At 67.3% G+C, this 26,654-nt stretch carries 25 protein-coding genes; 10 read left to right on the top strand and 15 right to left on the bottom strand.

Going from position 1 to position 26,654, the window contains the following annotated elements; translation table 11 throughout:
* Entirely contained in the window at nucleotides 1-594 is a 594-nt protein-coding gene (locus AC57BR_RS07740; protein ID WP_496359184.1) for a hotdog fold thioesterase, read from the top strand.
* Nucleotides 595-619: 25 nt separating this feature from the next.
* Here the strand turns inward: AC57BR_RS07740 and AC57BR_RS07745 are convergent, their stop codons facing one another.
* The 6 genes from AC57BR_RS07745 to AC57BR_RS07770 all read right to left on the bottom strand — a co-directional run bounded on the left by AC57BR_RS07745 (nucleotide 620) and on the right by AC57BR_RS07770 (nucleotide 6,195).
* Nucleotides 620-1,168: a dihydrofolate reductase family protein gene (locus AC57BR_RS07745; protein ID WP_496359185.1), complete on the bottom strand. Its 549-nt coding sequence runs from the start codon at nucleotides 1,166-1,168 to the stop codon at nucleotides 620-622.
* Between the two features lie 109 nt (nucleotides 1,169-1,277).
* On the bottom strand, nucleotides 1,278-1,499 hold the full coding sequence (locus tag AC57BR_RS07750) for a hypothetical protein (RefSeq protein ID WP_496359186.1): 222 nt from the start codon (nucleotides 1,497-1,499) through the stop codon (nucleotides 1,278-1,280).
* Nucleotides 1,496-2,725, bottom strand: coding sequence for an inorganic phosphate transporter (locus AC57BR_RS07755; protein ID WP_496359187.1), 1,230 nt, complete (start codon nucleotides 2,723-2,725; stop codon nucleotides 1,496-1,498). The genes AC57BR_RS07750 and AC57BR_RS07755 overlap by 4 nt, the downstream gene beginning before the upstream one ends.
* A gap of 188 nt (nucleotides 2,726-2,913) precedes the next feature.
* Nucleotides 2,914-3,477 carry an HAD domain-containing protein gene (locus AC57BR_RS07760; RefSeq protein ID WP_496359188.1) on the bottom strand — a complete coding sequence of 188 codons (564 nt, stop codon included), beginning with the start codon at nucleotides 3,475-3,477 and terminating at the stop codon, nucleotides 2,914-2,916.
* Between the two features lie 104 nt (nucleotides 3,478-3,581).
* Entirely contained in the window at nucleotides 3,582-4,853 is a 1,272-nt protein-coding gene (locus tag AC57BR_RS07765) for an FAD-dependent oxidoreductase (protein WP_496359189.1), read from the bottom strand.
* Nucleotides 4,846-6,195 (bottom strand): MFS transporter, encoded by a 1,350-nt coding sequence (locus tag AC57BR_RS07770; RefSeq protein WP_496359190.1) that lies wholly within the window; start codon nucleotides 6,193-6,195, stop codon nucleotides 4,846-4,848. The genes AC57BR_RS07765 and AC57BR_RS07770 overlap by 8 nt, the downstream gene beginning before the upstream one ends.
* A gap of 49 nt (nucleotides 6,196-6,244) precedes the next feature.
* Between AC57BR_RS07770 and AC57BR_RS07775 the strand changes: the two genes are divergently transcribed.
* The 5 genes from AC57BR_RS07775 (at nucleotide 6,245) to AC57BR_RS07795 (ending at nucleotide 12,445) form a co-directional block, all read left to right on the top strand.
* Complete coding sequence (locus AC57BR_RS07775) at nucleotides 6,245-7,042, top strand: IclR family transcriptional regulator (RefSeq protein ID WP_496359191.1); 798 nt, start codon at nucleotides 6,245-6,247, stop codon at nucleotides 7,040-7,042.
* 123 nt (nucleotides 7,043-7,165) lie between these two features.
* On the top strand, nucleotides 7,166-8,308 hold the full coding sequence (locus tag AC57BR_RS07780; protein ID WP_496359192.1) for a cupin domain-containing protein: 1,143 nt from the start codon (nucleotides 7,166-7,168) through the stop codon (nucleotides 8,306-8,308).
* On the top strand, nucleotides 8,308-9,144 hold the full coding sequence (locus AC57BR_RS07785) for a fumarylacetoacetate hydrolase family protein (RefSeq protein WP_496359193.1): 837 nt from the start codon (nucleotides 8,308-8,310) through the stop codon (nucleotides 9,142-9,144). The genes AC57BR_RS07780 and AC57BR_RS07785 overlap by 1 nt, the downstream gene beginning before the upstream one ends.
* Nucleotides 9,144-9,896, top strand: coding sequence for a maleylpyruvate isomerase family mycothiol-dependent enzyme (locus AC57BR_RS07790; RefSeq protein WP_496359194.1), 753 nt, complete (start codon nucleotides 9,144-9,146; stop codon nucleotides 9,894-9,896). The genes AC57BR_RS07785 and AC57BR_RS07790 overlap by 1 nt, the downstream gene beginning before the upstream one ends.
* 104 nt (nucleotides 9,897-10,000) lie before the next feature.
* Nucleotides 10,001-12,445: a phosphoketolase family protein gene (locus AC57BR_RS07795; protein WP_496359195.1), complete on the top strand. Its 2,445-nt coding sequence runs from the start codon at nucleotides 10,001-10,003 to the stop codon at nucleotides 12,443-12,445.
* Between the two features lie 101 nt (nucleotides 12,446-12,546).
* On the opposite strand, the gene AC57BR_RS07800 is transcribed toward AC57BR_RS07795, so the two are convergent.
* From AC57BR_RS07800 to AC57BR_RS07810, 3 genes are all read right to left on the bottom strand, one after another.
* Nucleotides 12,547-12,795, bottom strand: coding sequence for a hypothetical protein (locus AC57BR_RS07800; RefSeq protein ID WP_496359196.1), 249 nt, complete (start codon nucleotides 12,793-12,795; stop codon nucleotides 12,547-12,549).
* Between the two features lie 261 nt (nucleotides 12,796-13,056).
* Complete coding sequence (locus AC57BR_RS07805) at nucleotides 13,057-14,481, bottom strand: SLC13 family permease (protein ID WP_496359616.1); 1,425 nt, start codon at nucleotides 14,479-14,481, stop codon at nucleotides 13,057-13,059.
* 34 nt (nucleotides 14,482-14,515) lie between these two features.
* Complete coding sequence (locus AC57BR_RS07810) at nucleotides 14,516-15,634, bottom strand: PrpF domain-containing protein (protein WP_496359197.1); 1,119 nt, start codon at nucleotides 15,632-15,634, stop codon at nucleotides 14,516-14,518.
* 241 nt (nucleotides 15,635-15,875) lie between these two features.
* Between AC57BR_RS07810 and AC57BR_RS07815 the strand changes: the two genes are divergently transcribed.
* On the top strand, nucleotides 15,876-16,814 hold the full coding sequence (locus AC57BR_RS07815; protein ID WP_496359198.1) for a LysR family transcriptional regulator: 939 nt from the start codon (nucleotides 15,876-15,878) through the stop codon (nucleotides 16,812-16,814).
* A 54-nt stretch (nucleotides 16,815-16,868) separates the two neighbouring features.
* Here AC57BR_RS07815 and AC57BR_RS07820 read toward each other — a convergent pair whose 3' ends face one another.
* The 3 genes from AC57BR_RS07820 to AC57BR_RS07830 all read right to left on the bottom strand — a co-directional run bounded on the left by AC57BR_RS07820 (nucleotide 16,869) and on the right by AC57BR_RS07830 (nucleotide 20,098).
* Nucleotides 16,869-17,297 carry a VOC family protein gene (locus tag AC57BR_RS07820; RefSeq protein WP_496359199.1) on the bottom strand — a complete coding sequence of 143 codons (429 nt, stop codon included), beginning with the start codon at nucleotides 17,295-17,297 and terminating at the stop codon, nucleotides 16,869-16,871.
* Between the two features lie 126 nt (nucleotides 17,298-17,423).
* Complete coding sequence (locus tag AC57BR_RS07825) at nucleotides 17,424-18,098, bottom strand: response regulator (protein WP_306923446.1); 675 nt, start codon at nucleotides 18,096-18,098, stop codon at nucleotides 17,424-17,426.
* On the bottom strand, nucleotides 18,095-20,098 hold the full coding sequence (locus AC57BR_RS07830) for a DUF4118 domain-containing protein (protein WP_496359200.1): 2,004 nt from the start codon (nucleotides 20,096-20,098) through the stop codon (nucleotides 18,095-18,097). The genes AC57BR_RS07825 and AC57BR_RS07830 overlap by 4 nt, the downstream gene beginning before the upstream one ends.
* 165 nt (nucleotides 20,099-20,263) lie before the next feature.
* Between AC57BR_RS07830 and AC57BR_RS07835 the strand changes: the two genes are divergently transcribed.
* Both AC57BR_RS07835 and AC57BR_RS07840 read left to right on the top strand, forming a co-directional pair.
* Nucleotides 20,264-22,240 (top strand): APC family permease, encoded by a 1,977-nt coding sequence (locus AC57BR_RS07835; RefSeq protein WP_496359201.1) that lies wholly within the window; start codon nucleotides 20,264-20,266, stop codon nucleotides 22,238-22,240.
* 67 nt (nucleotides 22,241-22,307) lie between these two features.
* Entirely contained in the window at nucleotides 22,308-22,928 is a 621-nt protein-coding gene (locus AC57BR_RS07840) for an L-threonylcarbamoyladenylate synthase (RefSeq protein ID WP_496359202.1), read from the top strand.
* Nucleotides 22,929-22,988: 60 nt separating this feature from the next.
* Here AC57BR_RS07840 and ligD read toward each other — a convergent pair whose 3' ends face one another.
* Complete coding sequence (gene ligD / locus AC57BR_RS07845; protein WP_496359203.1) at nucleotides 22,989-24,011, bottom strand: non-homologous end-joining DNA ligase; 1,023 nt, start codon at nucleotides 24,009-24,011, stop codon at nucleotides 22,989-22,991.
* Between the two features lie 244 nt (nucleotides 24,012-24,255).
* Between ligD and AC57BR_RS07850 the strand changes: the two genes are divergently transcribed.
* On the top strand, nucleotides 24,256-26,232 hold the full coding sequence (locus AC57BR_RS07850) for an alpha-amylase family protein (protein ID WP_496359204.1): 1,977 nt from the start codon (nucleotides 24,256-24,258) through the stop codon (nucleotides 26,230-26,232).
* An 8-nt stretch (nucleotides 26,233-26,240) separates the two neighbouring features.
* On the opposite strand, the gene AC57BR_RS07855 is transcribed toward AC57BR_RS07850, so the two are convergent.
* A complete protein-coding gene (locus AC57BR_RS07855; RefSeq protein ID WP_496359206.1) occupies nucleotides 26,241-26,399 on the bottom strand; it encodes a hypothetical protein in 159 nt (52 codons plus the stop codon).
* A 64-nt stretch (nucleotides 26,400-26,463) separates the two neighbouring features.
* Entirely contained in the window at nucleotides 26,464-26,622 is a 159-nt protein-coding gene (locus AC57BR_RS07860; RefSeq protein ID WP_496359208.1) for a hypothetical protein, read from the bottom strand.
* Nucleotides 26,623-26,654 lie beyond the last annotated feature (32 nt).

A 26,654-nucleotide genomic window follows, 5' to 3' on the forward strand; every position in this document is an offset into this window, starting at 1 on the left:
ATGATGGACAATTTCACGCCCGGGCCCGCCGGTGAGGCCAGCCCCACAGAGGCCAGACCGGCGGCGGAAGCACGTGCCGCCGTCGAAACGCCTGCCGCGGTTGAAGCGCCGGCCGCCGTGGAAGCCACGGCGGAAGCACAGTTCAGGGAAGAGCTCTTTGCCGCCGGCGTCCCGGAACACCTTCACGACTGGCTTGCCGACTACGGCATCGGTGCCCTGGTGGTGAAGATGGGGATCCGGTTCCTGGAGATGAGCCCCGAACGGTGCGTGGCCACGATGCCGGTGGAGGGGAACACCCAGGTGGCAGGCATCCTGCACGGCGGGGCCCACGTGGTGCTGGCCGAGACCCTGGGGTCGTTTGCCGCCGGGATGCATGCCGGTCCCGGCCGCCAGGCCCTGGGCATCGAGGTCGGCGCCACGCACCACCGCGCGGTTTCCGCCGGCACGGTGACCGGAACCTGTACGGCCATCCACCTTGGCCGCACGCTGACCACTCACGAAATCGTGATGACCGACGAGCAGGGGCGCAGGCTGTCCACGGCGCGCATCACCAACCTCATCCGGGACACAGGTCGACAGACAGAAAAACCGTAGGCAGAAAAACCGGCGCGCCGCCAAACTAGCGCGCAGGCCAGCTGTACCGGAGCTCCACGATCCCCCGCCCCTGGGGACGCGCCTCCTGCAACTCAAGTGGCGCCGTCGGGCCCTCGGCGAGGGGAAGAAGCCGCTTTCCGGCGCCAAGCACCACGGGGATGACCGAGACGATCAGTTCGTCCAGAAGGCCGGCACCGGCGAACTGGGCGGCGAGCTCGCCGCCGCCCACCAGCCAGATGTTTTTGCCGGCCGCGTCACGCCGGAGGTCGTCGATGAATTCGGTGACATCGCCGCGCACGAACGTGACGTCTGCCCCGGGCGGGGCGCTGAACTCGTGGTGGGTGAAGATCCAGGAGGGCGTGCCGGGGTAGGGCCAGTTGCCGGGTTCGTGCTCCATCAGCCACTCGTAGGTGGTCCCGCCCATGACAATGCAGCCGACGCCGGCCATGAAGGTTTCGTAGCTTTCCTTGCCGCCTTCGAAGCCGTCGAACTGCAGCAGCCAGGCAAGATCGTCGTCGGCGGTGGCGATGAAGCCGTCGAGGGAGGACGCAACGTAATACTGGACACTGGGCATGCGCCCAGCCTAGCCATTCCGGTTCCCTCTTCCCAGAGAATGCCGGTTCCCGGCGGTGGTCCGTCCCCCGAGCAGCCGGCAGCCGGACCGCCCGTCGACGGGCGTCAGGCTAGCCGCTGAAGTACGGAATGATCAGGTAAAGCCCGAACAGCACGGCGATTCCGCAGAGCCCGAAGCAGGCGTAGGAGAGGTACTTGACCCACGCCGGCGCGGCCACCTGGCGGTCACCGGCGATGGCGGTAAGCCGGACGCCAAGGGAATAGAGGACCACGACGGTCACGGCGGCGATCAGTGTGGCGCCGGCTACGGTGAGGAGTTCCAGCCACTTCATCGCTGCGGGCCCTTCGGGTTGTTGTTCTTGGCGCGCTCGGCGGCGCGTGCCCTGGCGAGGGCCTTCTTCTTCGCGAAGCGGACTGCCTGACCGGCCTCTTCGACCTCGACGGCGTTGTGGTGGCCCACCTGGGATTTGCGGGATACCAGGAACATGTACACCACCGCGCCGATGCCGGCCACGGCCGCAATCACCACACCGGCGACCCCGGTCTTGACCAGCAGCGCGGTCAATGCACCGACGATGCCCGCAGCGGGCAGCGTGAAGAGCCAGCCGAGGGCGATGCGCCCCACCATTCCCCAGCGCACCGTGGTGCCCCTGCGCCCCATGCCGGAGCCGATCACTGAACCGGAAGCCACCTGCGTGGTGGACAAAGCAAAGCCCAGGTGCGAGGAGGCGAGGATGGCGGAGGCGGTGCTCGACTCGGCCGCGAAGCCCTGGGCGGGCTTCACCTCGGTGAGGCCGGCGCCCATGGTCCTGATGATGCGCCAGCCGCCGGCGTACGTTCCGATGGCGATGGCGAGGGCGCATGCGGTGATGACCCACAGCTGCGGGCCCGAACCGGGCTGCTGCGTTCCCGCCGAGATGAGCACCAGGGTGATGATGCCCATGGTTTTCTGGGCGTCGTTGGTGCCATGGGCCAGCGCCACCAGGCTGGAGGTGAAGATCTGGCCGGTCCGGAAGCCGCCGCGCTTCTGTGTGAGCTTGCTGCCCGTCTCCGGATCGTGCCGGGACGTGAGCGCGTAGGCGATGCGGGTGCAAACGTAAGCCACAAGCCCGGCGATGACCGGGGCAAAGATGGCGGGCAGGATGACCTTCTGAAGCAGCGTCTCAAGGTTGACGGAGTGGAAACCGATGCCGACGATCGCGGCTCCGATGAGGCCGCCGAAGAGCGCATGGGATGAACTGGAGGGCAGTCCCTTGAGCCAGGTGATCATGTTCCACAAGATGGCGCCCATGAGTCCGGCGAAAATGATGTCCGGGGTGATCTGGACCCCGCCGGACCCCTCGCGGATGATGCCGCCCGAGACCGTCTTGGCAACTTCCGTGGACAGGAACGCCCCGACCAAGTTCAGGGCCGCCGCGAGGGCAACCGCAGTCTTCGGCTTGATGGCACCTGTGGCAATGGGGGTGGCCATCGCGTTTGCGGTGTCATGGAAACCGTTCGTGAAGTCGAAAAATAATGCCAGCGCAATGACCAGCGCCACCATGACGGTGATGTCCACCTGTTGCCCAATCTGCAGAGTCTACGTTCAGCAGTTCCACTTCCCCTGCCTGCACTGCACAGCATAGTTCACCCGATGTTTGAGAAAACGTCTGAGGGTGGGGGTAGCGGAGCTGCAGAGCGGGCTTGAAACCTTATCGATGGTACGCGTCCTGCAGACGAGGTCAAACCTGCAATGCCCTGTGCCTGTCACACCTGCCGGTCCGGGGGCCGGGCGAACGCGCGGATCCTTGCCAGTCCGCCCGGCGACAGGCCGGTCCGGGGATCCGGCGAGACGAGCAAGGCGCGGCGGCCAAGGATCCGCGCCCACGCCTGCGCCCTGCCCTCGAAGGCGAGCTGGTCGTCCACCCAGATGATCCGCTCCGGCGTGTTCCTGCCCACATCCGCCTGGATGGCTTCCAGCTTCCACCATTCGGCACCGCTTCCTGCCCCGTTGGCGGTCAGCACCGGCCAGGAGCTTCCCTCCAGTCCGGTGACCGGGCAGAGCACCGCAGGCGCCAGTTCCTCCCAGCTGGTGAGCCAGACGAAACGGAGGCCGGGCCACAGCGTCAGCCGGTTCAGGGCCGCCACCAGCTCCGCCGCGTAAGCCACCTCCAGCATCCCGGCGTAGGCATACTGCCAGGCCGAGCCCCAGGGCGTGGTGCCCACGGGGCCAAAGGGGCAGACGACGCCGTCGACGTCGAGGTACAGGGTAACTCTGCTCCCTGAGTCTCCGTTCTGCGCGGTGTCCCTATTAGGGGCGGTATTTCCCACGGCATTCCTCCCACGCCTGCTACCGGCGCTGGACCCAACGCTACGGAACGCCCGCCGGGCGGGGCAATGCCTTCACACTGCAAGGCCCCGCCCCTACACGTTCGCTACGCCGGAACCTTCTCCCCCACCGAAGTGGCCTGAACGGCTGCGGAAGGCACGCCGTCGCCATCCTGGCCGTACAGCCAGTCGTTGTACTGGAAGTTGTTGTCCTTCCGGCTCTTGAAGAGCAGGTTGCGCAGCGTCCGGGCCAGTCCGGAGACGTGCCAGGATTCGCCCCAGACGCGGGCGGTGCGCTGGATCCGGGCCGTCCGGCCGGCGCGGACGTTGTTGAATTCCCGGATGGCATCGTCCCAGCCGCCCGGGTTTACGCCGTCCGGGGTGAACACGGTGCCGTAACTGGCGTCCTGCAGCACGGCTGCATCCTCGAGCGCCTGGCATGCGCCCTGGGCAAGGTACTGGAGCATCGGATGCGCGGCGTCGCCCATCAGCACCATCCTGCCGGCGACCCAGTTTTCGATCGGGTCGCGGTCGTACATGGGCCAGCGCATGCCGGTGCCCAGATTTTTCAGCGCGTCCTTGACGGCTGGGACGCAGTCCTTGTACGCGGCCTCGAGCTCGTCCACTCCCCCGTACTGTTCTTCGCCGCGCGCGAAGGAAGGGGACTTGAAGACGGCCACAGTGTTCAGCAGCTCGCCCTTGCGCAGCGGATACTGCACCAGGTGGCAGTCCGGTCCGAGGTAGACGATGACGTCCTCAAGGTCCGTCTTCGGCGTATTTTCGGTGATCGGCACGGTCCCGCGGTAGGCGACGTAGGCTGACGAGACCGGCTCGTCTTTGGCCACGAGCGGGCGCAGGGTGGACTTGAGTCCGTCGGCGCCGATCACGACGTCTGCCTCGTAGTCCACGCCGGCTGCGGTGTGCGCCACACCGCGGCCGTTTACGGTTTCAACGCTCTCGACCATGACGTCGTTGACAAGCTTGACGCCCGCGGCCTCACAGCCTTCGAGCAGGACGCGGTGCAGGTCGCTGCGGTGGATCACGACGTACGGCGCACCGTAGCGTTCGGCAAATTCCCCGCCGAGCGTCTGGCGGGTGAGCTCCTCGCCGGTGACGGCGTCGCGGAAGACCAGGTGCTTGGGTTGGACACCGATTTCCAGTGCCTTTTCCAGCAGGCCCCAGCGCCGGAGGACGCGGGAGGCGTTGGGGGCCATCTGCAGCCCCGCGCCCACCTCGCCGAACTCAGGCGCCCTCTCCACGAGGGTGACGTTGGCGCCGTTTTCACGCAGCGCGAGGGCTCCGGCCAGTCCGGCCATTCCCCCTCCGATGACGAGGACATCCGTGGACGGTACATCGGTGGACGGGGCGTGCTCAGACATTGATTGCTCCTGTTGGTGAAGGTGAAATTGAGAGTTTCGACTTGAGTTTGAGGCCGACGGCGGTCAGCAGCACCGCGGCGATAGCCGCTGCTCCGGCGAAGGCCAGGAAATTGGAATTGACGCCCAGCCCGGCGGCCAGCAGGAGGCCACCTATTTGGGGTGCGGCAACGGCGCCAATCCGGCCGGTGCCAAGCGCCCAGCCCAGCGCGGTCCCCCGCAGGTGTCCGGGATAGTGGCTCGCGACGGCGGCGATGATGAGGCACTGCGTGCCGTGCGTGCCCACGCCGGCGAGGACCAGCATGAAGTACACGACGCCGACGGGCGGCCCGATCACGAGGACCACCAGCGCGCCTGCCGCGACCGAGGCGGCGGCGATCGCCGTCGGAATCGGACCGAAGCGCGTGCCTGCCCAGGCCGTGATGACCGAGCCGGCCACTGCCCCGAGGTTGAGGGCCAGGGCGAAGGTCAGGGCGGAGCCCAGGTTGTAGCCGGCCAGCTGCATGAGGTTGGGCAGCCAGGTGCCCAGCCCGTACCAGGCGAAGAGGGTGGCAATCGTCGCTACGGCGAACAGCACGCTGATCCCCGGGTAGGGGGCCCGGAGCAGGGAGTTGAAGCCGGACGGTTCCTTGACTGTGCGGCCGCTGCCGGAGGCCTTGCGGGCGGCGCTGCCCGGGGTGCGGGTAGGGGCGCTGAGCGGCGCCAGCGTCTCCGGAAGGTATTTCAGTCCGAGCGGCACCACGACCACCAAGGCAAGCACGGCCACCAGGAACATTGACCCCCACCCGAAGGCAGGGATCATCTGAATGCCGACGAGCGCGGCGATGGATCCGCCGATCGGGACACCGGACATCATCAGGGTGGCAACGGTGGACCGCCATTTGGCGGGCACCAGCTCGGCAACGAGGGCGTTCGCTGAGGGCACCAGGCCGCCGAGCCCGATGCCGGCGAGGAGCCGCAGGGCGCCGAAGACGGCGGCGTTGGGAGCGAAGGCGCAAAGGATGGTGAAGATCGAGAAAATGACGGCGCAGCCCAGGATGGTGCGGCGGCGGCCCCAGGAGTCGGCCATCCGGCCGGCAAAGATCGCCCCAATCATCATGCCGACGAAGGCCATGGATCCTATGGTTCCGGCGGTGGCCTTGCTCAGCCCCCAGCCGGTCTCGGAGATCAGGGAGGACTGGACAGTCCCGTAAACAATGAGGTCATAGCCATCGAAGACCACCAACAGCCAGCAGACAAGCACGGCCAGGGTGGACTGTTTGGAGAACCGGGGCGCCGGCGCCGGGGGAAGGGCCGCTTCCGGCGTGAACCGCTCCGGCACTGCAGCGGAAGGTGTGTGATTCATGCCACCAACTCTCATGGCTGAAGGAGCGGCTCTCCAATAGAATTCTGTTATGCAGAACTTGCCCCTCCGGAAGAAGCCCACGTATTCGATCGAGTCGGTGGACAACGCGCTGCAGCTCCTGCAGCTGCTGCGCGACGGGGGCAGCCTGCGGCTGAAGGATGCCGCGAGTGAGCTGGGCGTGGCTCCGTCCACGGCGCACCGCCTCCTGGCCATGCTTGTGTACCGGGGCTTCGCCGTGCAGGACGAAACCCGGCGCTATGTTCCCGGACCGGCGATGGGCGCCGGCCCGGCCGGCGTCACTTGGACCCGGCTGCTGCGGAATCTGGCGCGGCCCCACATGGAACTGCTGAGCTCCCGCCTCAACGAGACCGTGAATCTGATGATCCGGGTGGGCACCAAGGTCCGGTTCCTGGAGACGGTGGAAGGCACCAGCGCCCTTCGCGTGGGCGACCGGCAGGGCACCGTGCTGCCGGCGAACAGGGCGTCGGGCGGCAAGGCAATGCTCGCTGAGCTGGAGCCGGCACTGATTCAGCAGCTGTTCCGGAGCCAGAATGCGGAAATAGGCGGAGACAGCATTCCCGACGCCGAGTACCCGGCGTTCGTGCGGGAGCTCGAAACGGTCCGTGGCAACGGCTTCGCGGCTAATTTCGAGGGAACCGAGGAAGGCATCAGCGCGCTGGGCATGGCCCTGCACAACGGAAAGGGCGAAGTGGTGGGCGCGATCAGCGTGGCCACCCCTGTGACCAGGTTCCGCGCCGTGTTCGACGCGGGACTGCTCCCGGCCATGATGGAGACGCGCCGGCAGCTGGAGATCGACATCGCCGCCAATCCGGCCGAGCCCGGCTGACCTGGCGGACGGGACTGACTCCAAATAATTCTGCTTAGCAGAATATGTTGTGGTCCACAGCCTGGGTGTCCCTAATCTCGGTACTACGCCAAGACGTCATCAGCACTCACCGAGGAGGCCGCCATGTCCATCAGCGCCGAGACCACGACCCACGAATCAGTTGCCGCCGCCCATGTGGCCCCGGAGCCCACGCCGGCGGAGGCTGGCCAGCTGGAGCAGCTGTACCGGGACTTCGAGTCGGAGAACCTGATCCCGCTGTGGACAGAGATCGGTGACCTGATGCCAATGGTCCCCACCCCGAAGGCCGTGCCGCATGTGTGGCGCTGGAACGACCTTTACCCCCTGGCTGCCCGGGCCGGTGACCTGGTCCCGGTCGGGCGGGGCGGCGAGCGGCGGGCCATAGCCCTCGCCAACCCGGGGCTGGGTGGCACGCCCTATGCGACGCCGACGCTGTGGGCGGCCATCCAGTACCTCGGCGCCCGCGAGACCGCCCCGGAGCACCGGCATTCGCAGAATGCGTTCCGCTTCGTCGTCGAAGGCGAAGGTGTCTGGACCGTGGTGAACGGGGATCCGGTGGCGATGCGCCGCGGCGACTTCCTGCTGACCCCGGGCTGGAATTTCCACGGCCACCACAACGACACCGACTCCCCGATGGCGTGGATCGACGGCCTGGACATCCCGTTCGTGCATTACGCCGACGCCGGGTTCTTCGAGTTCGGCACCGAGCGTGTCACCGACGAGGCGACCCCGGATATCTCCCGGTCCGAGCGGCTTTGGGCCCACCCCGGCCTGCGCCCGCTCTCCGGGCTCGAGGACACCACCAATTCCCCCATCGCCGCCTACCGCTGGGAACACACCGACGCTGCCCTGCGCGAGCAGCTGGCGCTGGAGGACGAGGGCCACCCGGCCACCGTGTCCCAGGGCCACGCCGCGATCCGGTACTCGAACCCGACCACGGGCGGCGACGTGATGCCCACCATCCGCGCCGAATTCCACCGGCTCCGGCCCGCCGCCGCCACGGAGCCGCTGCGCGAGGTCGGCTCCAGCGTGTGGCAGGTCTTCGAAGGCACCGGCAGTGTGGTCCTGAACGGCGAAACCAGGACGCTGGCCAAGGGTGACCTGTTCGTGGTCCCGTCCTGGCAGGAATGGTCCCTGCAGGCGGACGCTGATCCTCACACTTCGTTTGATTTGTTCCGGTTCAGCGACGCCCCCATCTTTGAACGGCTGAACTTCAACCGCACCTACACCGAAGGACGCAACAAATAATGAGACTCCTCACCCTCCGCCTCCCTGGTGGCGAAAAAACAGTAACCAAGGCTGTCCGCCAGGACGGGAACACCCTGACCGAGATCGACGGGTTCACCGACGTCGGCGAACTCCTCCGCGCCCCGGACTGGGAAGGGACGGCGAAGGCGGCCAACGGCGCAACGCACCCGCTCGAGGGCGCCGACCTCGCCGCCGTCGTACCCGCACCGGGCAAGATCATCTGCGTGGGCCACAACTACCGCAACCACATCAAGGAGATGGGGAGGGACGTCCCGGAGCACCCCACCCTGTTCGCCAAATACCAGGAATCGCTGATCGGCCCGAACGACGACCTGGCCCTGCCGCAGGAATCCGACGCCGTGGACTGGGAAGCCGAACTCGCCGTCGTCATCGGCAAAACCGGGCGGCGGATCAGCGAAGCCGACGCACCCGGGCACATCGCCGGGTACTCCGTGCTGAACGACATCAGCATGCGCGACTACCAGTTCCGCACCGTCCAGTGGCTGCAGGGCAAAACCTGGGAAAACTCCACCCCATTCGGCCCCGCCCTGGTCACCAAGGACGAGTTCACTGCCGGGCCGCTGATGACCTCCGCCGTGGACGGCGAGATCCAGCAGAGCACCCCCACCGGGGACCTCGTCTTCACCCCCGAATACCTGGTCTCCTACATCTCCACCATCATCACCCTGAACCCGGGCGACGTGATCGCCACCGGCACCCCCGGCGGCGTGGGCCACGCGCAGGAGCCCAAGCGCTACCTGCAGGAAGGCCAGGTCCTGGTCACCACCATCGAGGGCCTGGGCCAGCTGACCAACCGCGTGGTCAAGGAGGCCTGATGGCCGCCCGCACCGACCAGGCCACCGACCCGGGCCTGCAGGAACAGCTCCTGCAGGCCCGGCGGGGCACCGCGTTCTTCGCCCGCAAACTCAACGAACTCACCGATGCGGAGCTCGATGGGGATTCGCTGCTGCCGGGCTGGACCCGCCGCCACCTCACCGCCCACGTCGGCTACAACGCCCGCGCGATCGCCCGGCTCAGCGAATGGGCCGCGACCGGGATCGAGACCCCGATGTATTCCTCTCCGGAAGCGCGCAACCGCGAGATCGAGTTCGGCGCCACTCTCAGTCCGATCGCCCTGCGGAACCTGTTTGACCACTCCGCAGTGCACCTGTCCGTCGAATGGCGCGATCTGCCCGACCAGGCCTGGGCCAACGAAGTCAAAACCGCCCAGGGCCGCACCGTCCCCGCGTCCGAAACCGTCTGGATGCGCACCCGCGAAGTCTGGATCCACGCCGTCGACCTTAACAACGGCGCCACCTTCACCGACATCCCCGCACCCGTCCTGGAACGGCTCCTGACAGACATCACCGGCGCCTGGAAAACCCGCCGCACCGACGCCGGGCTCCTCATCAAAGTGAACGGCACCGATCTGACGTTCGGCGACACCAGCGCCACTGACCCAACGATCACCACCGGAACCCTGCCCGCCGTCGTCGAATGGGCCACCGGCCGCGGCAGCAGCGGCGTCACCGCCGCCCACGGGACAGAGCTGCTGCCCGACGTTCCCGCCGCCCCCAAGTGGATCTGAGGCCCGTAGTGGATCTGAGGCCCGAGGTGGATCTGAGGGTGGCCAAAACACCGCGGTAGACTGTGCCCGTCAGCGCTGGAGCGGATCCGACGGAAGGCACATTCATGGGCATGGCCGGGGCAAACGGGGCAATTTCGGACGACGAACTGGACCTCCTCCACCGCTACTGGAGCGCGGCGAACTACCTGACGGTGGCCCAGATCTATCTCCAGGACAATGCACTGCTTCGGGAGCCGCTGCGGCCGGAGCATATCAAGCCGCGGCTGCTGGGCCACTGGGGCACCGGCCCCGGGCTGTCGCTGATGTACGCCCACCTGAACCGGCTGATCAAAAATACGTCTGCCGAGGTCCTGTTCATCGCCGGGCCGGGCCACGGCGGACCGTCCGTGGTGGCGAACGTCTACCTCGAAGGAACCTACTCCGAGATCTACCCCGAAGTCAGCCGCGACGCTGCAGGCGTGCACCGGCTGGCACGGCAGTTTTCGACGCCGGGCGGGGTGGGCAGCCACGTGGGCCCCGCCACCCCCGGATCCATCCACGAGGGCGGTGAGCTGGGCTATTCACTCATGCACGCCACCGGCGCGGTGATGGACAACCCCGGACTCATAGCCGCCTGCGTGGTGGGCGACGGCGAAGCCGAGACCGGCCCGCTCGCCGCGTCCTGGATGGCACCGTTCTTCCTCAATCCCGTGCGGGACGGCGCGGTCCTGCCCATCCTGCACCTCAACGGGGCCAAAATTTCCGGGCCCACTGTTCTGGGACGCCGCACGGACGAGGATGTTGAGGCGCTGCTGCGCGCCAACGGCTGGGAGCCCGTGACGGTCGCCGGCGACCAGCCTGGGAAGGTCCACCGGGCCCTGGCCGCCGCGCTCGACAACGCGTACGCCACCATCCGGGACATCCAGCGGGACGCCCGGGACGCCGGTGCCGGTGACACCGGAACCGGCCGTAATCGGACCAGCCATAATCGAACCGGCCATCATCGAACGACAGCGGCCCGCTGGCCGGCGATCATCCTCCGCACGCCAAAGGGCTGGACCGGCCCGGAATCAGTGGACGGCAGCCCGGTGGAAGGCACGTTCCGTGCGCACCAGGTTCCCCTGTCCGGCGTCAAGGACGACCCGGAGCACCTGGCGCTGCTGGAGCAGTGGATGCGCTCCTACCAGCCGGAAACGCTGTTCGACGACGGCGGCCGGCTCCTGCCCGAACTGGCCGCGTTGGCACCCGAAGGCAGGCTCCGGATGGGGGCCGCGCCCTGGGCCAACGGCCAGCCGTCCGTCCCGCTGGAGATTCCCGACCTCGCGCAGTACGCCGTCGACCCCGGCCGGCCGGGCTCCACCAGCATCGAGACCACCAAGCCGCTGGGCGAGTTGTTCCGCGACCTCTATACCGGGACGGAGGACGACCCCCGGTTCCGGCTTTTCTGCCCGGACGAGACCAACAGCAACAGGCTGGGCGCCGTCTTCGAGGCCACCGACCGCTGCCTCCTGCTCCCGGGGCACGATGGCGATGACCACGTTTCGGCGGACGGCCGGGTGATGGAAGTGCTCTCGGAGCACCTCTGCCAGGGCTGGCTGGAAGGCTACCTGCTGACCGGCCGGCACGGATTCTTCGCCAGCTACGAGGCCTTTGCCATGGTCAGCGCCTCCATGACCGTCCAGCACGCCAAATGGCTGCAGCACGCCCGGGAGCTGGAGTGGCGTTCACCGGTGCCGAGCCTGAACATCCTGCTGACCTCCACGTGCTGGCGCAATGACCATAACGGTTTCAGTCACCAGGGACCGGGCCTGATCGACACCGTGCTGTCACTGTCCGGAGAGGTGACGAGGATCTACCTGCCGCCGGACACCAACACCCTGCTGGCGGCCGCAGAGCACGCCCTGCGCAGCAAGGACTACGTGAACCTGGTTGTCGTCGACAAGCAGTCCCATCCCCAGTACCTCACGCTGGCGGAAGCCCGCGCGCACGCCGAGGCAGGCGCCTCCCGGTGGGAATGGGCCGGCAACGAGAATGGCAGCAGCGCTGAGCCCGACGTCATTCTCGCCTGCGCTGGCGACATCCCCACCGAGGAGGCACTGGCGGCCGCGTGGCTGCTGCAGCGCCACGTTCCGGAGGCCACAGTGCGCGTGGTGAACGTCATGGATGCCATGGTGCTTCCACCGCGGGACGTGCACCCCCACGGGCTCGACGACGGGACGTTCACCTCGCTGTTTACGGACACCTGCGAGGTGGTGGTGGCCTGGCACGGCTACGCCCGCTCCTTCCACCAGCTCCTGCACGGCCGGCCGAACCCGGAGAGGTTCCACGTCCGCGGCTACAGCCAGCAAGGCACTACCACCACGCCGTTCGACATGGTGGTGCTCAACCGGATGAGCCGCTACCACCTGGCGCTGGAAGCGCTCCGCCGGATGCCGCGGGAGTTCGACGGCGCGCAGGCCCTGGCCGATCACTGCAACCAGCAGCTGGACGCCCATGCCGAATACATCCGGGAGCATTTCGAAGACCTGCCCGAAATCCGCGAGTGGGCCTGGTCGCCGCCAGGTGCCTGAACAGCCGGGTTCCTGAACAGCCGGGTTCCTGAGCGGCCAGGTTCCTGAGCGGCCAGGTTCCTGAACAGCCAGTCGGGACACTCAAAATGCGTCGATGCGCGTCAGTGGCGGCGCGGCCGTCGGTATATCTTGAGCCCGTCGCCGTGCAGGAACAGCGCGCGGCCGTTCGCCCCGTCCTGGTGTATCCAGAGCATGCTTCCGTCCATGGCCAGCATGTCGATCTTGCCCGATGCTATGGCTTCGCCGTTCCGGTAGATCTCCACTTGGTCTGCGCGGGACAATTTTGACCAGTTTGGGACCGGCTCAGGCCTTGCTGCCGGCGGTTTGGGGGCGCGTGAATAGTTTGTCATGGCGGTGTCCTTGGGCGAGTGGAAGGGCTGGGCGAGTGGAAGAGATGGGCGTGACTGGGCGGGCTTGTGGCGAAGGCAGGGAGACGGTGCCGTCTCCCTGCCTTCTGCGTGCGGACCCGCGTCCCGCGCCCGTCCTTCGGGCTACCTGTTGCGATGGAGTGCAAGGTCGGGGACCGACACGCGCCGGGTGTGTCCGGCAGTCTGTAGATCTTTAGCTGTTCTGGATGAAGTCCGTCCGCAGGTCGCGGTTTCCGGGACCGGTCACATGATGCCGGTGGGTACCAGCAGTCCCCAGGCCAGGGCGGGGGCCACCAGCACGACACCGCCGGCGTACATCATCAACTGCTTGTAGACGCGCTGCCGGTCGTCCTCGCGGGCGTTGGCGACCACCAGGGCACCGTCGGTGGAGAAGGGCGAGACGTCCACGACGGTGGCCGCGATGGCGAGGGCCGCCACCGTTCCTGACGCGCTCAGCGAGCTCGTGGCCAGCAGCGGGCCGGCCAGCGGGATGAACGCGGTCAGCAAGGCCGTGGAGGAGGCGAAGGCTGAGCCGACGCCGATCACGTAGCAGAGGACCAGCGCGATCAGCAGCGGTGCGCCCAGTGCCAGGGCCTGCTCGGCGAGGGTGTCGATGACGCCCACGTGCTGGAGCAGGGAGACGTAGGTGATCATGCCGGCGACCAGCAGGACGGTGGACCAGGAGACTCCGCCGACAAAGGTCCGGTGTTCCTTGATGTTCACGAATGCAAGCAGGAGGCCGGCGGAGAGGGCCACAAAGCCGATGGGCATGTGGAAGCCCAGGGTGCACACAAGCATCACGGCGATCAGGGCCAGCGTGAAGATTTGCTGGCCATGGGGACGGCCGGTGCGGGATGTGTCGACGTCGGCGTGCTGGCCGCCGTGGCTATCGCGCAGTTTGCCGATGAGCGCGAACAGGACGACTGTCAGTGCGGAGAGGATGAGGTTGACGGCGAAGCTGGCGGCGAAGAGCGCGCCCTGGGAGATGGGAAAGTCGTTCTTCAGGGCGATGTCATGCACGAGTACTCCGGCCACGGAGAGTGGCGAGAAGCCGCCGGCGTGGGCGCCGTTGATGATGAACGCTCCCATCAGCACGGGATGGATGCGCGACTCGTAGGCGAACCCGATGGCCGCCGGTGCCAGCAGTGCGACGGCTGCGGGTGAGAAGGTGCCCAGGGAGGTAAGCGCGGCAGCGATCAGGAAGAACACCCAGGGCAACAGCATTGTCTTGCCCCTGACGAGCCGCACGCAGGACTGGACGATGATGTCGATGGTCCCGTTCCGCTGGGCCATGCTGAAGAAGTAGGTGACCCCGATGATCGTCAGCACGATGCTGGCCGGGAATTCTTCAAGGATCTGCTTGTCGGTCATTCCAAGCATGAAGTAGCCGACGCCGAAGGATGCGACCAACCCCATAACGCCGATGTTCAGCGGCCACTTCGTGGCGACGACGAACATAACCACGAGGATGACGAGCGGGATGATCTGCACAGCGGTCATGGTGGGCTCCCGTTCCGCGCTGGCCGCCGGGTTGAAGATGTCACCCCCCAGCATGAGGGCAATCAACGCCAGGATCGCGAAACCGGCGGCCACCGCCACCAGTAGGATACGGCGGCGGCGGGTGGGGGGCTTGGTGGCTTCGTCCCGGGTCTCGCCCGCAGCGGCAATGGTGCGGGTCTCAGTCTTGGTCACGATGATCTCCTTAATGTGCGGCTACCGCGAGGGAGGCAGCGACGGCGCTGCCGGAAACCTCGGGGAGGTGGATGATGGTGGTGGCGATGGTGCGGGCCGTGCGGTCGACGCCGACGAGGACGCTCCCGTTGTGTTCCTCGCTCCACGTCTCGATCACCCCAGCCGGGGTGCGCAGCCGGAGCGTCCTCCCCAGAGTGTCGCCCGTGATGGCGTGCATTACGGTGCCCGTGGTGCGGGCGGCGAGGGTCAGCGCGATGCTGCCGGTGATGGCCAGCGCCGGGTGCGGCCTGCCCATGGAAAGCATCATGACGTTGGTGTCAGAGCCGGGGTCGGCCTCAGCGGGGGCTGCGACGATTGCGAGCTTCGGGATCGCCCGGGCCGCCTCGGCGGTGGTGGGGGCCAGCCCCATCCGGACCGCCGCCTGCCGTCGGATCAGCTCCAGGGTATCGAGCTGCAGTTCCACCCCGGCGCGCCAGCTGTCGTATCGGGCCGGGTCCAGACCCAGCTCCTCGGCGCGGACCATCACCACCGGCGCTCCGGCATCGACCATCGACACGGTCCAGCGGGTTCCGCTGGCGGTGATGGTGTCGGTGGCCGCTCCGGTGGGCAGCAGGGCCCCGGTGGTCTTGCCGGCGGGGTCCTGGAAGCCGAGCCCCACCGCGTACCCGGGGAAGGGTACGCCGGGCATCTGGGCGTCCGGAACCGCTGCCAGAGCGCCGGCAGGAGTGGCCACGCGCTGGACGATGATTTGGTTGGTGTTGGTGTTGCGGGTCACGATCCGGGTGACGTCGCCGGTGGGAAGCACCCACCCCTTCTCGATGGCATACAGGCCCACCACCGCGGAGCCGTTCCCGCAGTTGCTGCCCCAGTCCACGGCGGCCTCTTCGATTCCCACCTGGGCGAACGTGTACTCGACGTCGACGTCGTCGCTGACGGGCCGGTGCAGGATCACAGCCTTGCTGGTGGTCGAGGTGGCCCCGCCGACGCCGTCGATCTGGCGCGGGTCCGGGCTGCCGAACAGCCGCGGCAGCAGCACATCGAGGCTGGTGCCGCCCTCCTGAAGATGCTCCGCTTCGAACACCCAGCACTTGCTGGTGCCTCCGCGCATCCATTGGGCTTCGATCTTCATGGTGTTCCCACATCTCCTCGTGTTCGACTTCCGTTATCGGCGCCTAACAAGAGATTGAGCCAGATCACACCTTTAGACAATGTTGGATTATTGTTGGGGGATGTAGGGTTGCTTAAATCATTGGAAAGCAGAGGGCGGTTCCCCGCCTCTCCGCCCTCACCAGCCCGGCCGGAGGCCCTGTATCCGGGGACGGAGGCACGTCCCGATAGAGAATGAATCAAATCCGAAGAAGGGCGAAGCGTTGCTTAACGACGAAGGCCAGGACCTATTCGATATAAGGCGGCTCGCCTTACTGCTGGAAGTGGTGGAGCAGGGCTCCATCACGGCCGCGGCCGACCTCATGATGTACACGCCCTCGGCTGTCTCCCAGCAGTTGCGCAAGCTCGAACAGGAAGTGGGGCAGCCTCTCCTCACCCGCCGCTCCCGCGGGGTGGTGCCTACCGAGGCCGGTCAGGTGCTGGCCGGCCACGCCCGCAAAATTGTCTGGCAGATGCAGGCGGCCCGGTCCGACCTGGGCCAGATCGCCGGTCTCAAACGCGGTTCGCTTACGGTTGGTACCTTCCCAACCCTGGCCGGATCCTTCCTGCCAATCGTCATCCGGACCTTCAAAAAGCGCTATCCGGCCATCAACCTCTCGTTGCGCAGCGCCCGCTTCGATGAACTCGTGGCGGATCTGCAGTCCGGGGTCACGGGACTGTGCCTTCTCTGGGACTACCCGTGGAATCCGTTCCGGGACGACTCCATCCGGGTAACAGAGGTCTTCCGGGAGAGCACCGTGATCCTGGTGGCCCGGAGCCATCCACTTGCCGACCGGGAGCAGGTAAGCATGGAGGACCTGCGCAACGAGTCCTGGATTGTGCGCGCCGAGGCACACCCCGTCGTGGAGGTTCTGCAGCGTTCCGCCCACGACACCGGGTTCGAACCCGAGATTGCCTTCCTGGCCAACGACTACCAGGAGGCCCAGGCCATGGTCAGCGTGGGAATGGGCGTGGCCATGGTGCCGAGGACTGCTGTGGCGCTGCAGCATCCCGACGTTAAGGTGCTGAGCCTGGATTCAGCTGCCCCGTTGCGGCGGATATTGCTGGCGCAGCGCGAGGACAAGGTCTATGCCCCGGCCGAGGTGGCCTTTCACTCCACCCTGTTGGAAATCGCCCGCGAACGGGCCGGCGACTATCTCTAGACCGGCCCCAAGCCGCTTAGACCGGCCCCAAACCGTTAACAGCCTGCTTCGTCGCTAGGAAGCAGGAGCCGCCGCGGCTCCGTTGACGTTGACCAGCCATGCGATGCCGAACTTGTCGGTGCACATGCCGAAGATGTCGCCCCAAGGTGCCTTCTCCATCGGGACGGTGACCGTGCCGCCGTCGGACAGTTTGTCGTAGTAACCGCGCAGTTCGGTTTCGTCGTCACCGCTGAGCGACACGGAAATGGTGTTCCCCGGCGAGTAGTCCATGGAGTTGGGGGTGTCGGCCCCCATGAGCACGAGCCCCTTCTCCGAGGTCAGCATGCCGTGCATGATCTTGTCCGCCTCCGCGGGATCCTCGCTGGCGTTGAACTCCCCGAAGGTGCTGAGCGCCAGGTCACCGCCGAACACCGACTGGTAGAAGGTCATGGCGTCGCGGGCGTTGTCACGGAAGCTGATGTACGGGTTGAGCAGGGTGGACACGATGGGTTCTCCTTCGGCTGTACATGTGGCGCCCGGTGAGAGGCGCCCGGCACTACACATGTTGCCCGAATCCGACTCCCCTTCATAGGGGTTCACGGAAGTTCATGGACCGCTCATAAATGCAGGTCAGGGCCGGAAGCGGTAGCCGATGCCGGCCTCGGTCAGCAGATGGCGCGGGTTGCCGGTGTCCGCCTCAAGCTTGCGCCGGAGCTGCGCCATGTAGACGCGCAGGTAGTTGGCTTCCTTCTCATAGGCCGGACCCCACACGCTGGCCAGGATCTGCTGCTGGGTGATGAGCTTCCCGGGGTTCCGCACCAGCAGTTCGAGGATGCTCCACTCCGTGGGAGTGAGCCGCACGGGTTCTCCGTTCCGGGTAACCATCCGCCGTCCCAGGTCCACGCTGAACTCCGGGGTGTCCACAGTCGACGGCTCGGTGGCTTCCGGAGCCCGGCGCAGGAGTGCGCGAAGCCGGGCCAGCAGCTCCTCCAGTCCAAAGGGCTTGGTGATGTAGTCATCAGCGCCGGCGTCGAGGGCGTCCACCTTGTCCGATGAGCCGTGCCGGGCCGAGAGCACCAGGACCGGGGCGGTGCTCCAGCGGCGCAGTTCCCGGAGGACCGCCGCGCCGTCCATGTCGGGCAGTCCGAGGTCCAGGACAACGATCCCGGGCGGATTGCGCGAGGCAGCAATCAGCGCCGCCTCGCCGTCCGCGGCAGTCTCCACAGCGTAGCCATGCGCCTGCAGCGTGATTCGCAGGGCCTTCAGCAGATGCTGGTCATCGTCGACCACCAGGACGCCGGTCACTGGGCACTCTCCTGTGGAGCAACGGCAGGAGCAACGGCGGATGGCCCGCCGTCGGGCCGGTCCTGCCCTGTTGAGTCGTGCATGGCTAAGCCGTGGCCCGTCGAGAGGGGAAGCCGGATGACCATCGTGAGTCCCCCGCCGGGCGTCTCCTCCGCCGCCAGGCTGCCGCCCATGGCCGAGACGAATCCCCTCGCCACAGCCAGTCCGAGTCCCACCCCGGTTGACTGTGACAGATCATCCAGTCGCTGGAAGGGCCGGAACATCGCCGGCACATTGCGGTCCGGCACGCCGCGTCCGTGGTCGATGATCCGCAGTTCGCCGGCCGGGTGGCCGTTGAGGACGGCGCCGCTGAGCCCACCCGACGCCGAGGTCACGGTGACGTCCGAGGCGGGCGCGTACTTGACCGCGTTTTCCGCGATGTTGGCGATGACACGTTCCAGCAGGACGGCGTCAGCGTCGACAGCGGGAAGGTTCGGCGGCAGTACCACCCGCACGCTGCCCGGCGGAAGACCGCGCAGCGCCGGAGGCACGACGTCGAGCCACCGGACGGGCTTCATCAGGGGGCGTACGGAGTCGGCCGTGATCCTGGACATGTCGAGGAGGTTCCCCACCAGGGCGTCCAGCCGGTCCGAGCATTCGTCGATGGTTTCCAACAGCTCCTGTTTCTCCTCGGGCGTATACCTGACGGCGGTCTGCAGGAGACCGCCGACGGCGAGCTTGATACCGGCGAGCGGCGTGCGGAGGTCGTGCGAGACGGCCCGGAGGATGGCGGTGCGCATGGTGTTTCCTTCGGCAAGCCGCAGCACCTCCAGGCGGCTGGCGGCCAGCTGCCGGCGCTCCAGCTGTGCCAGCACGTGCGCGGCGAAGGCGCCCAGCAGGCTGCTGTCGGCAGCGGGCACTGTCCTGCCGAACAGCACCAGCCAGGTGCCGTCGTCGACCGGTTCCACGGTGTGCTCGGCAAAATCCGCGCCTTCCCGTTCGGAGCCGGTGAGCTCGCCCGCACTCGCCAGCAGCTTCCGCGCTGCCCCGGCCTCCCCGTCGCGGAAAGCCGGTGCATCACCGAAAGGCTGCGCGTCGCCGGAAGCCATCCGGCTCGGGAAAGCCGTCCCGCTGAAGAGCGCCGCTCCGCGGACTCCGAAGACGTCCAGCGCCTGTTCCAGGAGACTGCCCACCGTGTCCTCCGCGCGGGTGGCTCCGCGGGCCAGCTCGCCGAGCGTCGCGGCCTCGGCACGCGCCCGCGCGGCTTCCTTCGAGCGCCGGGCGGACCTGTCCACCACACCGGCCACAGCCACCGAGACGCCCACGAACACGGCCAGGGAAAGCAGGTCCTGCGGGTCTTTGATGGCCAGTTCACCAAGTGGTGGCGTCGAGAAGTAGTTAACCAGCAGGCTGCTCCAGAGCGCACCGGCCACAGCCGGCCACAGGCCTCCCACGAGCGCCACGGCCACGGCCCCGGCGAGCTGGACCAGGACGGCGGTGGCCACGCTGTGCTCGATGACGGCGAGCGCCAGCTGCATCAGGATGGGGACGCCGGCCGCCAGCACGAACCCGACGGCGACGCGCACGCGGCCGAGGTCCCGCTGCCGCCGCCGGCCTGTGCCGCGCCCGGCCAGGGGATGCGGCACCACCTGCACGTCGAGGTCTCCGGCACGGCGGATGATCCGTGTCTCCATGGCGCCGGTGAAAAGCATCGACAGCGGGTGTGCCCGTGACTGGCCGATGACCAGCCGGGTGGCGCCGACATGGGACGCGAACCCGAGGAGCGCTTCGACGGGGTCATGCGCGGCGACAGTGTGGTAGCTGCCGCCCAGCTCCACCACCAGGCGGCGCTGCGATTCGAGGGCGCTGGTCGATTCGTGCGGTGCGCCCTCCGCGGAACGAATGTGGACCGCGAGCAGGTCCCCGCCACCGGCGCCGTTCAGGACCTTGATGGCACGGCGGATAAGGACCTCCCCCTCAAGGCCTCCCGACAGGCCAATGACGATCCGTTCCCCTGCCATGACGTCATTCTTTCACCTGTCCGCCAGCCAAGGCGGCACGCGCGGTGGGGTGCTTCACACCGGCGTTAAGGATCCGTCAAGATTCCGTTGCCGACGGTTCCGGCGCTCCTGCCCGATGCTACGTTCGGCAGTGCCCGCAGCGAAGTGCCCGGGCTGAAAGGGACCATGACCACCATGAGCCGCCCGCCGGCGGAACCTTCGGAGCTGCGCCACACCAGGAGGCAGCGGCTTTCCAGCTGGCTGCTGCTGGGCCTTCAGGACAGTAAGGGATCCCACCAGGGGCCTGGCGGCCGGACCATGGCCCACGAGCGGAAGCATGCATGGTGGCAGGTCATGTGCCTGACCGGCGTGGACTACTTCTCCACGCTCGGCTACCAGCCCGCCATCGCCGCGCTCGCGGCCGGCGTCATTTCCCCGCTGGCCACGCTAGTCCTGGTGGCCGTCACACTGTCCGGGGCACTGCCGGTGTACCGCCGCGTGGCGGGCGAAAGCTCCCACGGCGAGGGTTCCATCGCCATGCTGGAGCGGCTTCTCCCCCGCTGGGGCGGCAAGCTGTTCGTCCTGGTGCTGCTCGGCTTTGCGGCGACCGACTTCATGATCACCATGACCCTCTCCGCCGCCGACGCCACGGCGCACCTCATCCAGAATCCGTACGCCCCGGCGTGGCTGCAGGGGCAGGAGGTGACGGTGACCCTCGTCCTCCTGGCACTGCTCGCCGCAGTGTTCCTGCGGGGGTTCAAAGAGGCGATCGGGATCGCCGTCGTCCTGGTGGCGGTCTATCTGGGACTGAACGTCGTGGTGGTGGCAAGAGCCGCCGTCGAAACCCTGGGCCACCCGACCGCCGTCGGTGACTGGTGGCAGGCCTTGGGGACGTCACACGGCAATCCTGTCCTGGCGGTCGCCATAGCGCTGCTGGTGTTCCCCAAGCTGGCGCTTGGCCTGTCCGGCTTCGAAACCGGTGTGGCGGTCATGCCGCAGGTCCGCGGCCGGGACACGGACACGGAGGAAAACCCGGCGGGCCGCGTCGAGGGAACCCGCCGCATGCTGACCACGGCCGCGCTGATCATGAGCGCGTTCCTCATCGCCAGCAGCCTCACCACGGTGATCCTCATTCCGGCCACCGAATTTCAGCCCGGCGGGCAGGCCAACGGGCGCGCCCTTGCCTATCTGGCCCATCAGTACCTGGGGAACGGGTTCGGCACGATCTACGACCTGAGCACCATCGCCATCCTCTGGTTCGCCGGCGCGTCCGCGATGGCCGGGCTGCTGAACCTGGTGCCGAGGTACCTGCCGCGGTACGGGATGGCGCCGGAATGGGCCAAGGCCGTCCGGCCGCTGGTGCTGGTATTCGGCTTCATTGCCTTCCTGGTCACCATTCTTTTCGAGGCCGACGTCGACGCCCAGGGCGGTGCCTATGCCACCGGCGTGCTGGTGCTGATGACTTCGGCGGCGGTCGCCGTCGCCCTGTCCGCCCGGCGCCGCCGGCAGCGCAAGCGCACCGTAGGCTTCGGGTTGATCGCCCTGGTATTCATCTACACGACGGTCGCGAACGTCATCGAGCGCCCGGAGGGTATTCGGATCGCCGGATTCTTCATCCTCGGCATCATCGTCATCTCGCTGCTGTCCAGGATCGGACGGTCCTTCGAGCTGCACGCCACCCACGTGCGTCTCGACCGGACTGCTTTGGAATTCGTCGCCGCGGATGAGAGCGGGCCCATCGGCATCATCGCGCACGAGCCCCGCAGGCTGACCGCGGACGCGTACCGGCAGAAGCTGACATCCGCCATCGAGGTCAGCCACCTCCCGGTCCATTACCAGGCGCTGTTCCTTGAGGTGATCGTTGACGACTCCTCGGACTTCGAAACCGAACTGCAGGTTCACGGCGTGGTGCGGCACGGCTACCGGGTGCTGGAGGTGCACGGGCCCGTGGTGCCGAACACCATCGCCTCCGTGCTCCTGCACATCCGGGACGTCACCGGGCTCATGCCGCACATCTATTTCCGCTGGACCGAGGGCAACCCCGTGGTGAACCTGCTGCGCTTCCTGTTCCTCGGGGAAGGCGAGATCGCGCCGGTCACCCGGGAAGTGCTGCGGGAAGCCGAACCGGACGTCACCAGGCGTCCGTGGGTACACGTGGGGTGAGGGCGCGGCGGTGATCGCGTGAGTGCGGGTGCGTGCGTGGACGGCTGCCTGGCCGTAGGCTCAGCGCATGGCGAAATTCTTTGATGTTCACCCCGAAGACCCCCAGCCCCGCGCGATTTCACAAATCGTGGAGCTCCTTCGATCGGGCGGGCTGATCGCGTACCCCACGGACTCCTGCTATGCCCTGGGCGCCCAGCTGGGCAACAAGGAGGCGCTGGACAGGATCCGTTCCATCCGCCAGCTGGACAGCAAGCATCATTTCACGCTGGTCTGCCGGGACTTCGCCCAGCTGGGGCAGTTCGTGAACATCGGCAACGACGTGTTCCGCAGCATCAAGTCCGTCACGCCGGGCAGCTACACATTCATCCTGCCCGCCACCAAGGAGGTGCCGCGCCGGCTGCTGCACCCCAAGAAGAAGACAGTGGGCGTGCGCATCCCGCGGCACAACTTCGTCCAGGCGCTGCTGGCGGAGCTTGGCGAACCGCTGCTGTCCAGCACGCTGCTGCTGCCGGACGAAGAGGACCCGCTGACCCAGAGCTGGGAAATCAAGGAGCGGCTGGACCATGTAGTAGACGCGGTGATCGAGTCCGGTGACTGTGGAGCCGAGCCGACCACCGTCGTCGACTTCTCCGGCGGGACTGCCGAGGTGGTGCGCCGCGGCACCGGCGACCCGTCCCGCTTTGAGTAGGGGCGGGTTTGAGTAGCTCGGCGTTCGAGCGGAGGCACGGCCACGCGCGGGGCGGCCAGGCTACTCCGGCTTCTTCGCCCTGCTGGGCTGGACCCGGGGCGGTTCGCCCGGCATCTTGGGGTAGTCCGGCGGGAACGGCAGTTCACCCAGTCCGTTCTTGAGGTCGCGCTCCCACCATACCAGCAGCGTGCCGATGGTCCCCGGGTTCGCGTGCATGTCCGCCCACGGGTCCCCCACTGTTTTCAGCCTGTCCGGCACGGTGAGGATGGTGAAGTCTTTGGGCCTGACGTCCGCCAGCTCGTCCCAGGTGATGGGGCAGGAGACGGAAGCATGCGGGAGGGCCCGCGGACTGTAGGCGCCGGCGATAGTGCGGTCGCGGTTGGCCTGGTTGAAGTCGACGAAGATGCGCTGCCCGCGTTCCTCCTTCCACCAGTTGGTGGTGACCTTGTCCGGCATGCGCCGCTCGAGCTCCCTGGCTGCGGCGATCACGGCGTGGCGCACATCCAGGAACTCCCTGGCCGGCTCTATGGGGGCATACACGTGAAGCCCCCGGTTGCCAGAGGTTTTCAGGAAGGCGTCCAGCCCTGCCTCGGCGAGCACCTTCCGGAGTTCGAGTGCGGCGGGGATGGCGTCGTCGTAGTCGGTGCCTGGCTGGGGGTCCAGGTCGATGCGCAGCTGGTCGGGGTTGTCCGAATCATCCGCATGCGAGGGCCAGGGGTGAAAAACCACCGTGTTCATCTGCGCGGCCCACACGGCAGCGGCGGGCTCGTCAAGGACCAGCATGGGATGCGAGCGCGCGCTCGGAAAAGTGACCTTCACCGTGCGGATGAAGTCCGGCGTCCCCTTCGGCGGGTTCTTGGAGAAGAACTGTTCTCCGTCAACGGTGTCTGAAAACCGCTGCAGCGCGACTGGCCGGTCGCCGTTGGCCCGGATGAACGCCTCCCCCACATCCACGAAGTAGCGCGCCAGGTCCAGCTTGGTCAGTCCCAGTTCGGGCCACAACACCCGGCTTGGACTGGAGACGCGCATTTCCCGGGGGCCGTCGGGCCCATCGACACTGATGGTGGTCTGTTCACTGGCCATGGGGACAACCTACCCCGCTCGGCCCGCCGCGTCAGCAGCACGCCCGCCGCGATTCCCGTCGCGATCGATCGCCGTGAACTTTGGCGGGCGGATCCCTCAGGGGGATCCCGCCGTCGGGCATTAAGAAACAGCTGCCCGGTCTCTGTGCAGCGGCGGGGCCATCTGTAAGGATGAAACCCACCGGGCGCGGCCCGGCGCAAAGCATCGACGAACAGGCAGAGCATCCTCGAAGGAGACCCGTTCCATGGTTGAATCCCCGAGTCTGGACGCTGACCAAGGACCATCCGCGGCCCGGGAATCCGGTTCGCCGCAGCTTTCCAGAGCATCCCAGCCGGGCAGCCGCCAACTGTTCAGGACGGTGGCCGGGAAGGCCGGCCTGGAACCGGGCGGCCAGGACTGGACCGAACTGGAGCGGCGGTTCGACCGCCATTTCCCTGACCTGTCCCGGCTGTTCCGATCGCTGTACGGATCGCGGCCGGACATCGAGGAGCAGCTGGAGGCCCTCGCGCTGGAGGTCGCCCGGTCCTGGAAGGAGCGGCCCGCAGACCTGAAGGAGCTCGACGCCGGCCGCGAAGGCAATACCGAATGGTTCCAGTCCAACCGCATGCTCGGCGGCGTCTGCTACGTGGACCGGTATGCGGCAGACCTGGAGGGCGTGCGTGCCCGGATCCCCTACTTCAAGGAACTCGGCCTCACCTACCTGCACCTGATGCCGTTGTTCCTGGCCCCGGAGCCCCTGTCCGACGGCGGCTACGCTGTGTCCAGCTACCGCGAGGTCAACCCGAAGCTCGGCACCATTGATCAGCTGCGGGCGCTCGCCGCCGAGCTGCGCGCCAACGGCATCAGCCTGGTGGTGGACTTCATCTTCAACCACACCTCGAACGAGCACGAGTGGGCGCAGCGGGCCGCCGAGGGCGATCCGCACTACGGCGATTATTACTGGATCTTCCCGGACCGCGCCATGCCCGACGCGTTCGAACAGAACGTGCGCGAAATCTTCCCGGAAGACCACCCCGGTTCCTTTGTGCAACTGCCGGACGGCCGGTGGGTCTGGGCCACCTTCCACACGTTCCAGTGGGACCTGAACTACTCCAACCCCGAGGTGTTCCGCGCCATGGCGGGAGAAATGCTGTTCCTGGCCAATCTGGGCGTTGACATCCTGCGGATGGACGCGGTGGCCTTCATCTGGAAGCAGCTCGGGACACCGTGCGAGAGCCTGCCTGAGGCGCACACCCTGCTGCAGGCCTTCAACGCTGTCTGCCGGCTGGCGGCGCCGTCGCTGCTGTTCAAGTCCGAGGCGATCGTCCACCCGGATGAGGTGGCACTGTACATCGATCCGGCCGAGTGCCAGCTTTCCTACAACCCGCTGCAGATGGCACTGACCTGGGAAGCCCTCGCCACACGGAACGTGTCGCTGCTGGCCCAGGCACTCGAACGGCGGCACAACATTGCGCCGGGAACATCCTGGGTGAACTATGTGCGGAGCCACGACGACATCGGCTGGACCTTCGCTGATGAGGATGCCGCCGAGTTCGGCATCAACGGCTTCGACCACCGCCGGTTCCTGAACTCCTTCTACGTCAACCGTTTCCCCGGCAGCTTCGCCCACGGCGTGCCCTTCCAGGACAACCCGCGGACCGGCGACTGCCGCATCTCCGGCACCACGGCGTCGCTGTGCGGCCTGGAGGACGGTTCGGCCGAGGCCATCCGCCGCATTCTGCTCACCCACTCGGTGGCGTTCAGCACCGGCGGCATCCCGCTGCTGTACCTCGGCGACGAGGTGGGGCAGCTCAATGACTACGACTACACGCTGGAGGACGGCCACGAGACCGACAGCCGGTGGGTGCACCGGCCGCAGTTCCCCGCAGAAAAGTACGCGAAGCGCCTGGACCCGGCCACACCTGAGGGCGCAGTGTTCGCGGGGCTCAAGCGGCTGGCGGAGGTCCGCGCGGCAGCTCCCGAGCTGGCCGGCACCCGCCTGGTTCCCTTCACCACGAACAACGCCGCCGTTCTGGGATACCAGCGGCCCGGTGAGGGAACGGTGGTCCTGGCCCTCGCCAACTTCAGCGACGGGCCGCAGGTGGTGTCCGCGGACACGCTGTCCGGGTTCGCGGCCGAAGCTTTGGACCTGTTTTCCGACACGCCTGTCCGGATCGATGAGGGGCTCGTGCTGCGGCCGCAGGATTACGCCTGGCTCAGAGTGGTGACCGCCGCTAGATAACCGGCCGGCTAGGTGTTCACCTTGCTGCGCGCTTTCCTGATCTTTCCGGCGACGAAGACCATCGCCAGGACACCGCACCCGGCTTTCACGAGGACCTGCAGCATGCCTGCGTACTCCTCGACCAGCGGCCAGTTCTCACCGAGGAAGTAACCCGCCAGAACAAGCACCGAGTTCCAGACCAGGCCTCCACCCTGTCCACGTCCTCAAGGGCCACGAAAGGGATCTTGCCGATCAACGTCCGTGTGCGCTCCCTGCCCAGCCATGGAACAGGTTCTCCAGCGCCACCACCAGCCCGCCGCCGGGAGCACCCAGCGCCTCCATCAGGGTCACCACCCAGCCGGCGATACCGGCCAGGCCCGCGGCGTCAGCGGCTGCAGCCAGGACCGTCATCGCGCCGCCTGCTGGGGCTGTGAACTGCCGCC

The sequence above is a fragment of the Arthrobacter sp. BGA-UO-ETr-C19 genome, from assembly GCF_059568005.1.

What these genes read in the sequence shown, in the direction of transcription:
- AC57BR_RS07775 (WP_496359191.1), top strand. Translation starts at nt 6,245, where the DNA reads ATGCAGAACTTGCCCCTCCGGAAGAAGCCCACGTATTCGATCGAGTCG.
- AC57BR_RS07750 (WP_496359186.1), bottom strand. Translation starts at nt 1,499, where the DNA reads ATGAAGTGGCTGGAACTCCTCACCGTAGCCGGCGCCACACTGATCGCC.
- AC57BR_RS07800 (WP_496359196.1), bottom strand. Translation starts at nt 12,795, where the DNA reads ATGACAAACTATTCACGCGCCCCCAAACCGCCGGCAGCAAGGCCTGAG.
- AC57BR_RS07795 (WP_496359195.1), top strand. Translation starts at nt 10,001, where the DNA reads ATGGGCATGGCCGGGGCAAACGGGGCAATTTCGGACGACGAACTGGAC.
- AC57BR_RS07740 (WP_496359184.1), top strand. Translation starts at nt 1, where the DNA reads ATGATGGACAATTTCACGCCCGGGCCCGCCGGTGAGGCCAGCCCCACA.
- AC57BR_RS07850 (WP_496359204.1), top strand. Translation starts at nt 24,256, where the DNA reads ATGGTTGAATCCCCGAGTCTGGACGCTGACCAAGGACCATCCGCGGCC.
- AC57BR_RS07840 (WP_496359202.1), top strand. Translation starts at nt 22,308, where the DNA reads ATGGCGAAATTCTTTGATGTTCACCCCGAAGACCCCCAGCCCCGCGCG.
- AC57BR_RS07780 (WP_496359192.1), top strand. Translation starts at nt 7,166, where the DNA reads ATGTCCATCAGCGCCGAGACCACGACCCACGAATCAGTTGCCGCCGCC.
- AC57BR_RS07790 (WP_496359194.1), top strand. Translation starts at nt 9,144, where the DNA reads ATGGCCGCCCGCACCGACCAGGCCACCGACCCGGGCCTGCAGGAACAG.
- AC57BR_RS07770 (WP_496359190.1), bottom strand. Translation starts at nt 6,195, where the DNA reads ATGAATCACACACCTTCCGCTGCAGTGCCGGAGCGGTTCACGCCGGAA.
- AC57BR_RS07830 (WP_496359200.1), bottom strand. Translation starts at nt 20,098, where the DNA reads ATGGCAGGGGAACGGATCGTCATTGGCCTGTCGGGAGGCCTTGAGGGG.
- AC57BR_RS07835 (WP_496359201.1), top strand. Translation starts at nt 20,264, where the DNA reads ATGACCACCATGAGCCGCCCGCCGGCGGAACCTTCGGAGCTGCGCCAC.
- ligD (WP_496359203.1), bottom strand. Translation starts at nt 24,011, where the DNA reads ATGGCCAGTGAACAGACCACCATCAGTGTCGATGGGCCCGACGGCCCC.
- AC57BR_RS07860 (WP_496359208.1), bottom strand. Translation starts at nt 26,622, where the DNA reads ATGACGGTCCTGGCTGCAGCCGCTGACGCCGCGGGCCTGGCCGGTATC.
- AC57BR_RS07810 (WP_496359197.1), bottom strand. Translation starts at nt 15,634, where the DNA reads ATGAAGATCGAAGCCCAATGGATGCGCGGAGGCACCAGCAAGTGCTGG.
- AC57BR_RS07745 (WP_496359185.1), bottom strand. Translation starts at nt 1,168, where the DNA reads ATGCCCAGTGTCCAGTATTACGTTGCGTCCTCCCTCGACGGCTTCATC.
- AC57BR_RS07785 (WP_496359193.1), top strand. Translation starts at nt 8,308, where the DNA reads ATGAGACTCCTCACCCTCCGCCTCCCTGGTGGCGAAAAAACAGTAACC.
- AC57BR_RS07765 (WP_496359189.1), bottom strand. Translation starts at nt 4,853, where the DNA reads ATGTCTGAGCACGCCCCGTCCACCGATGTACCGTCCACGGATGTCCTC.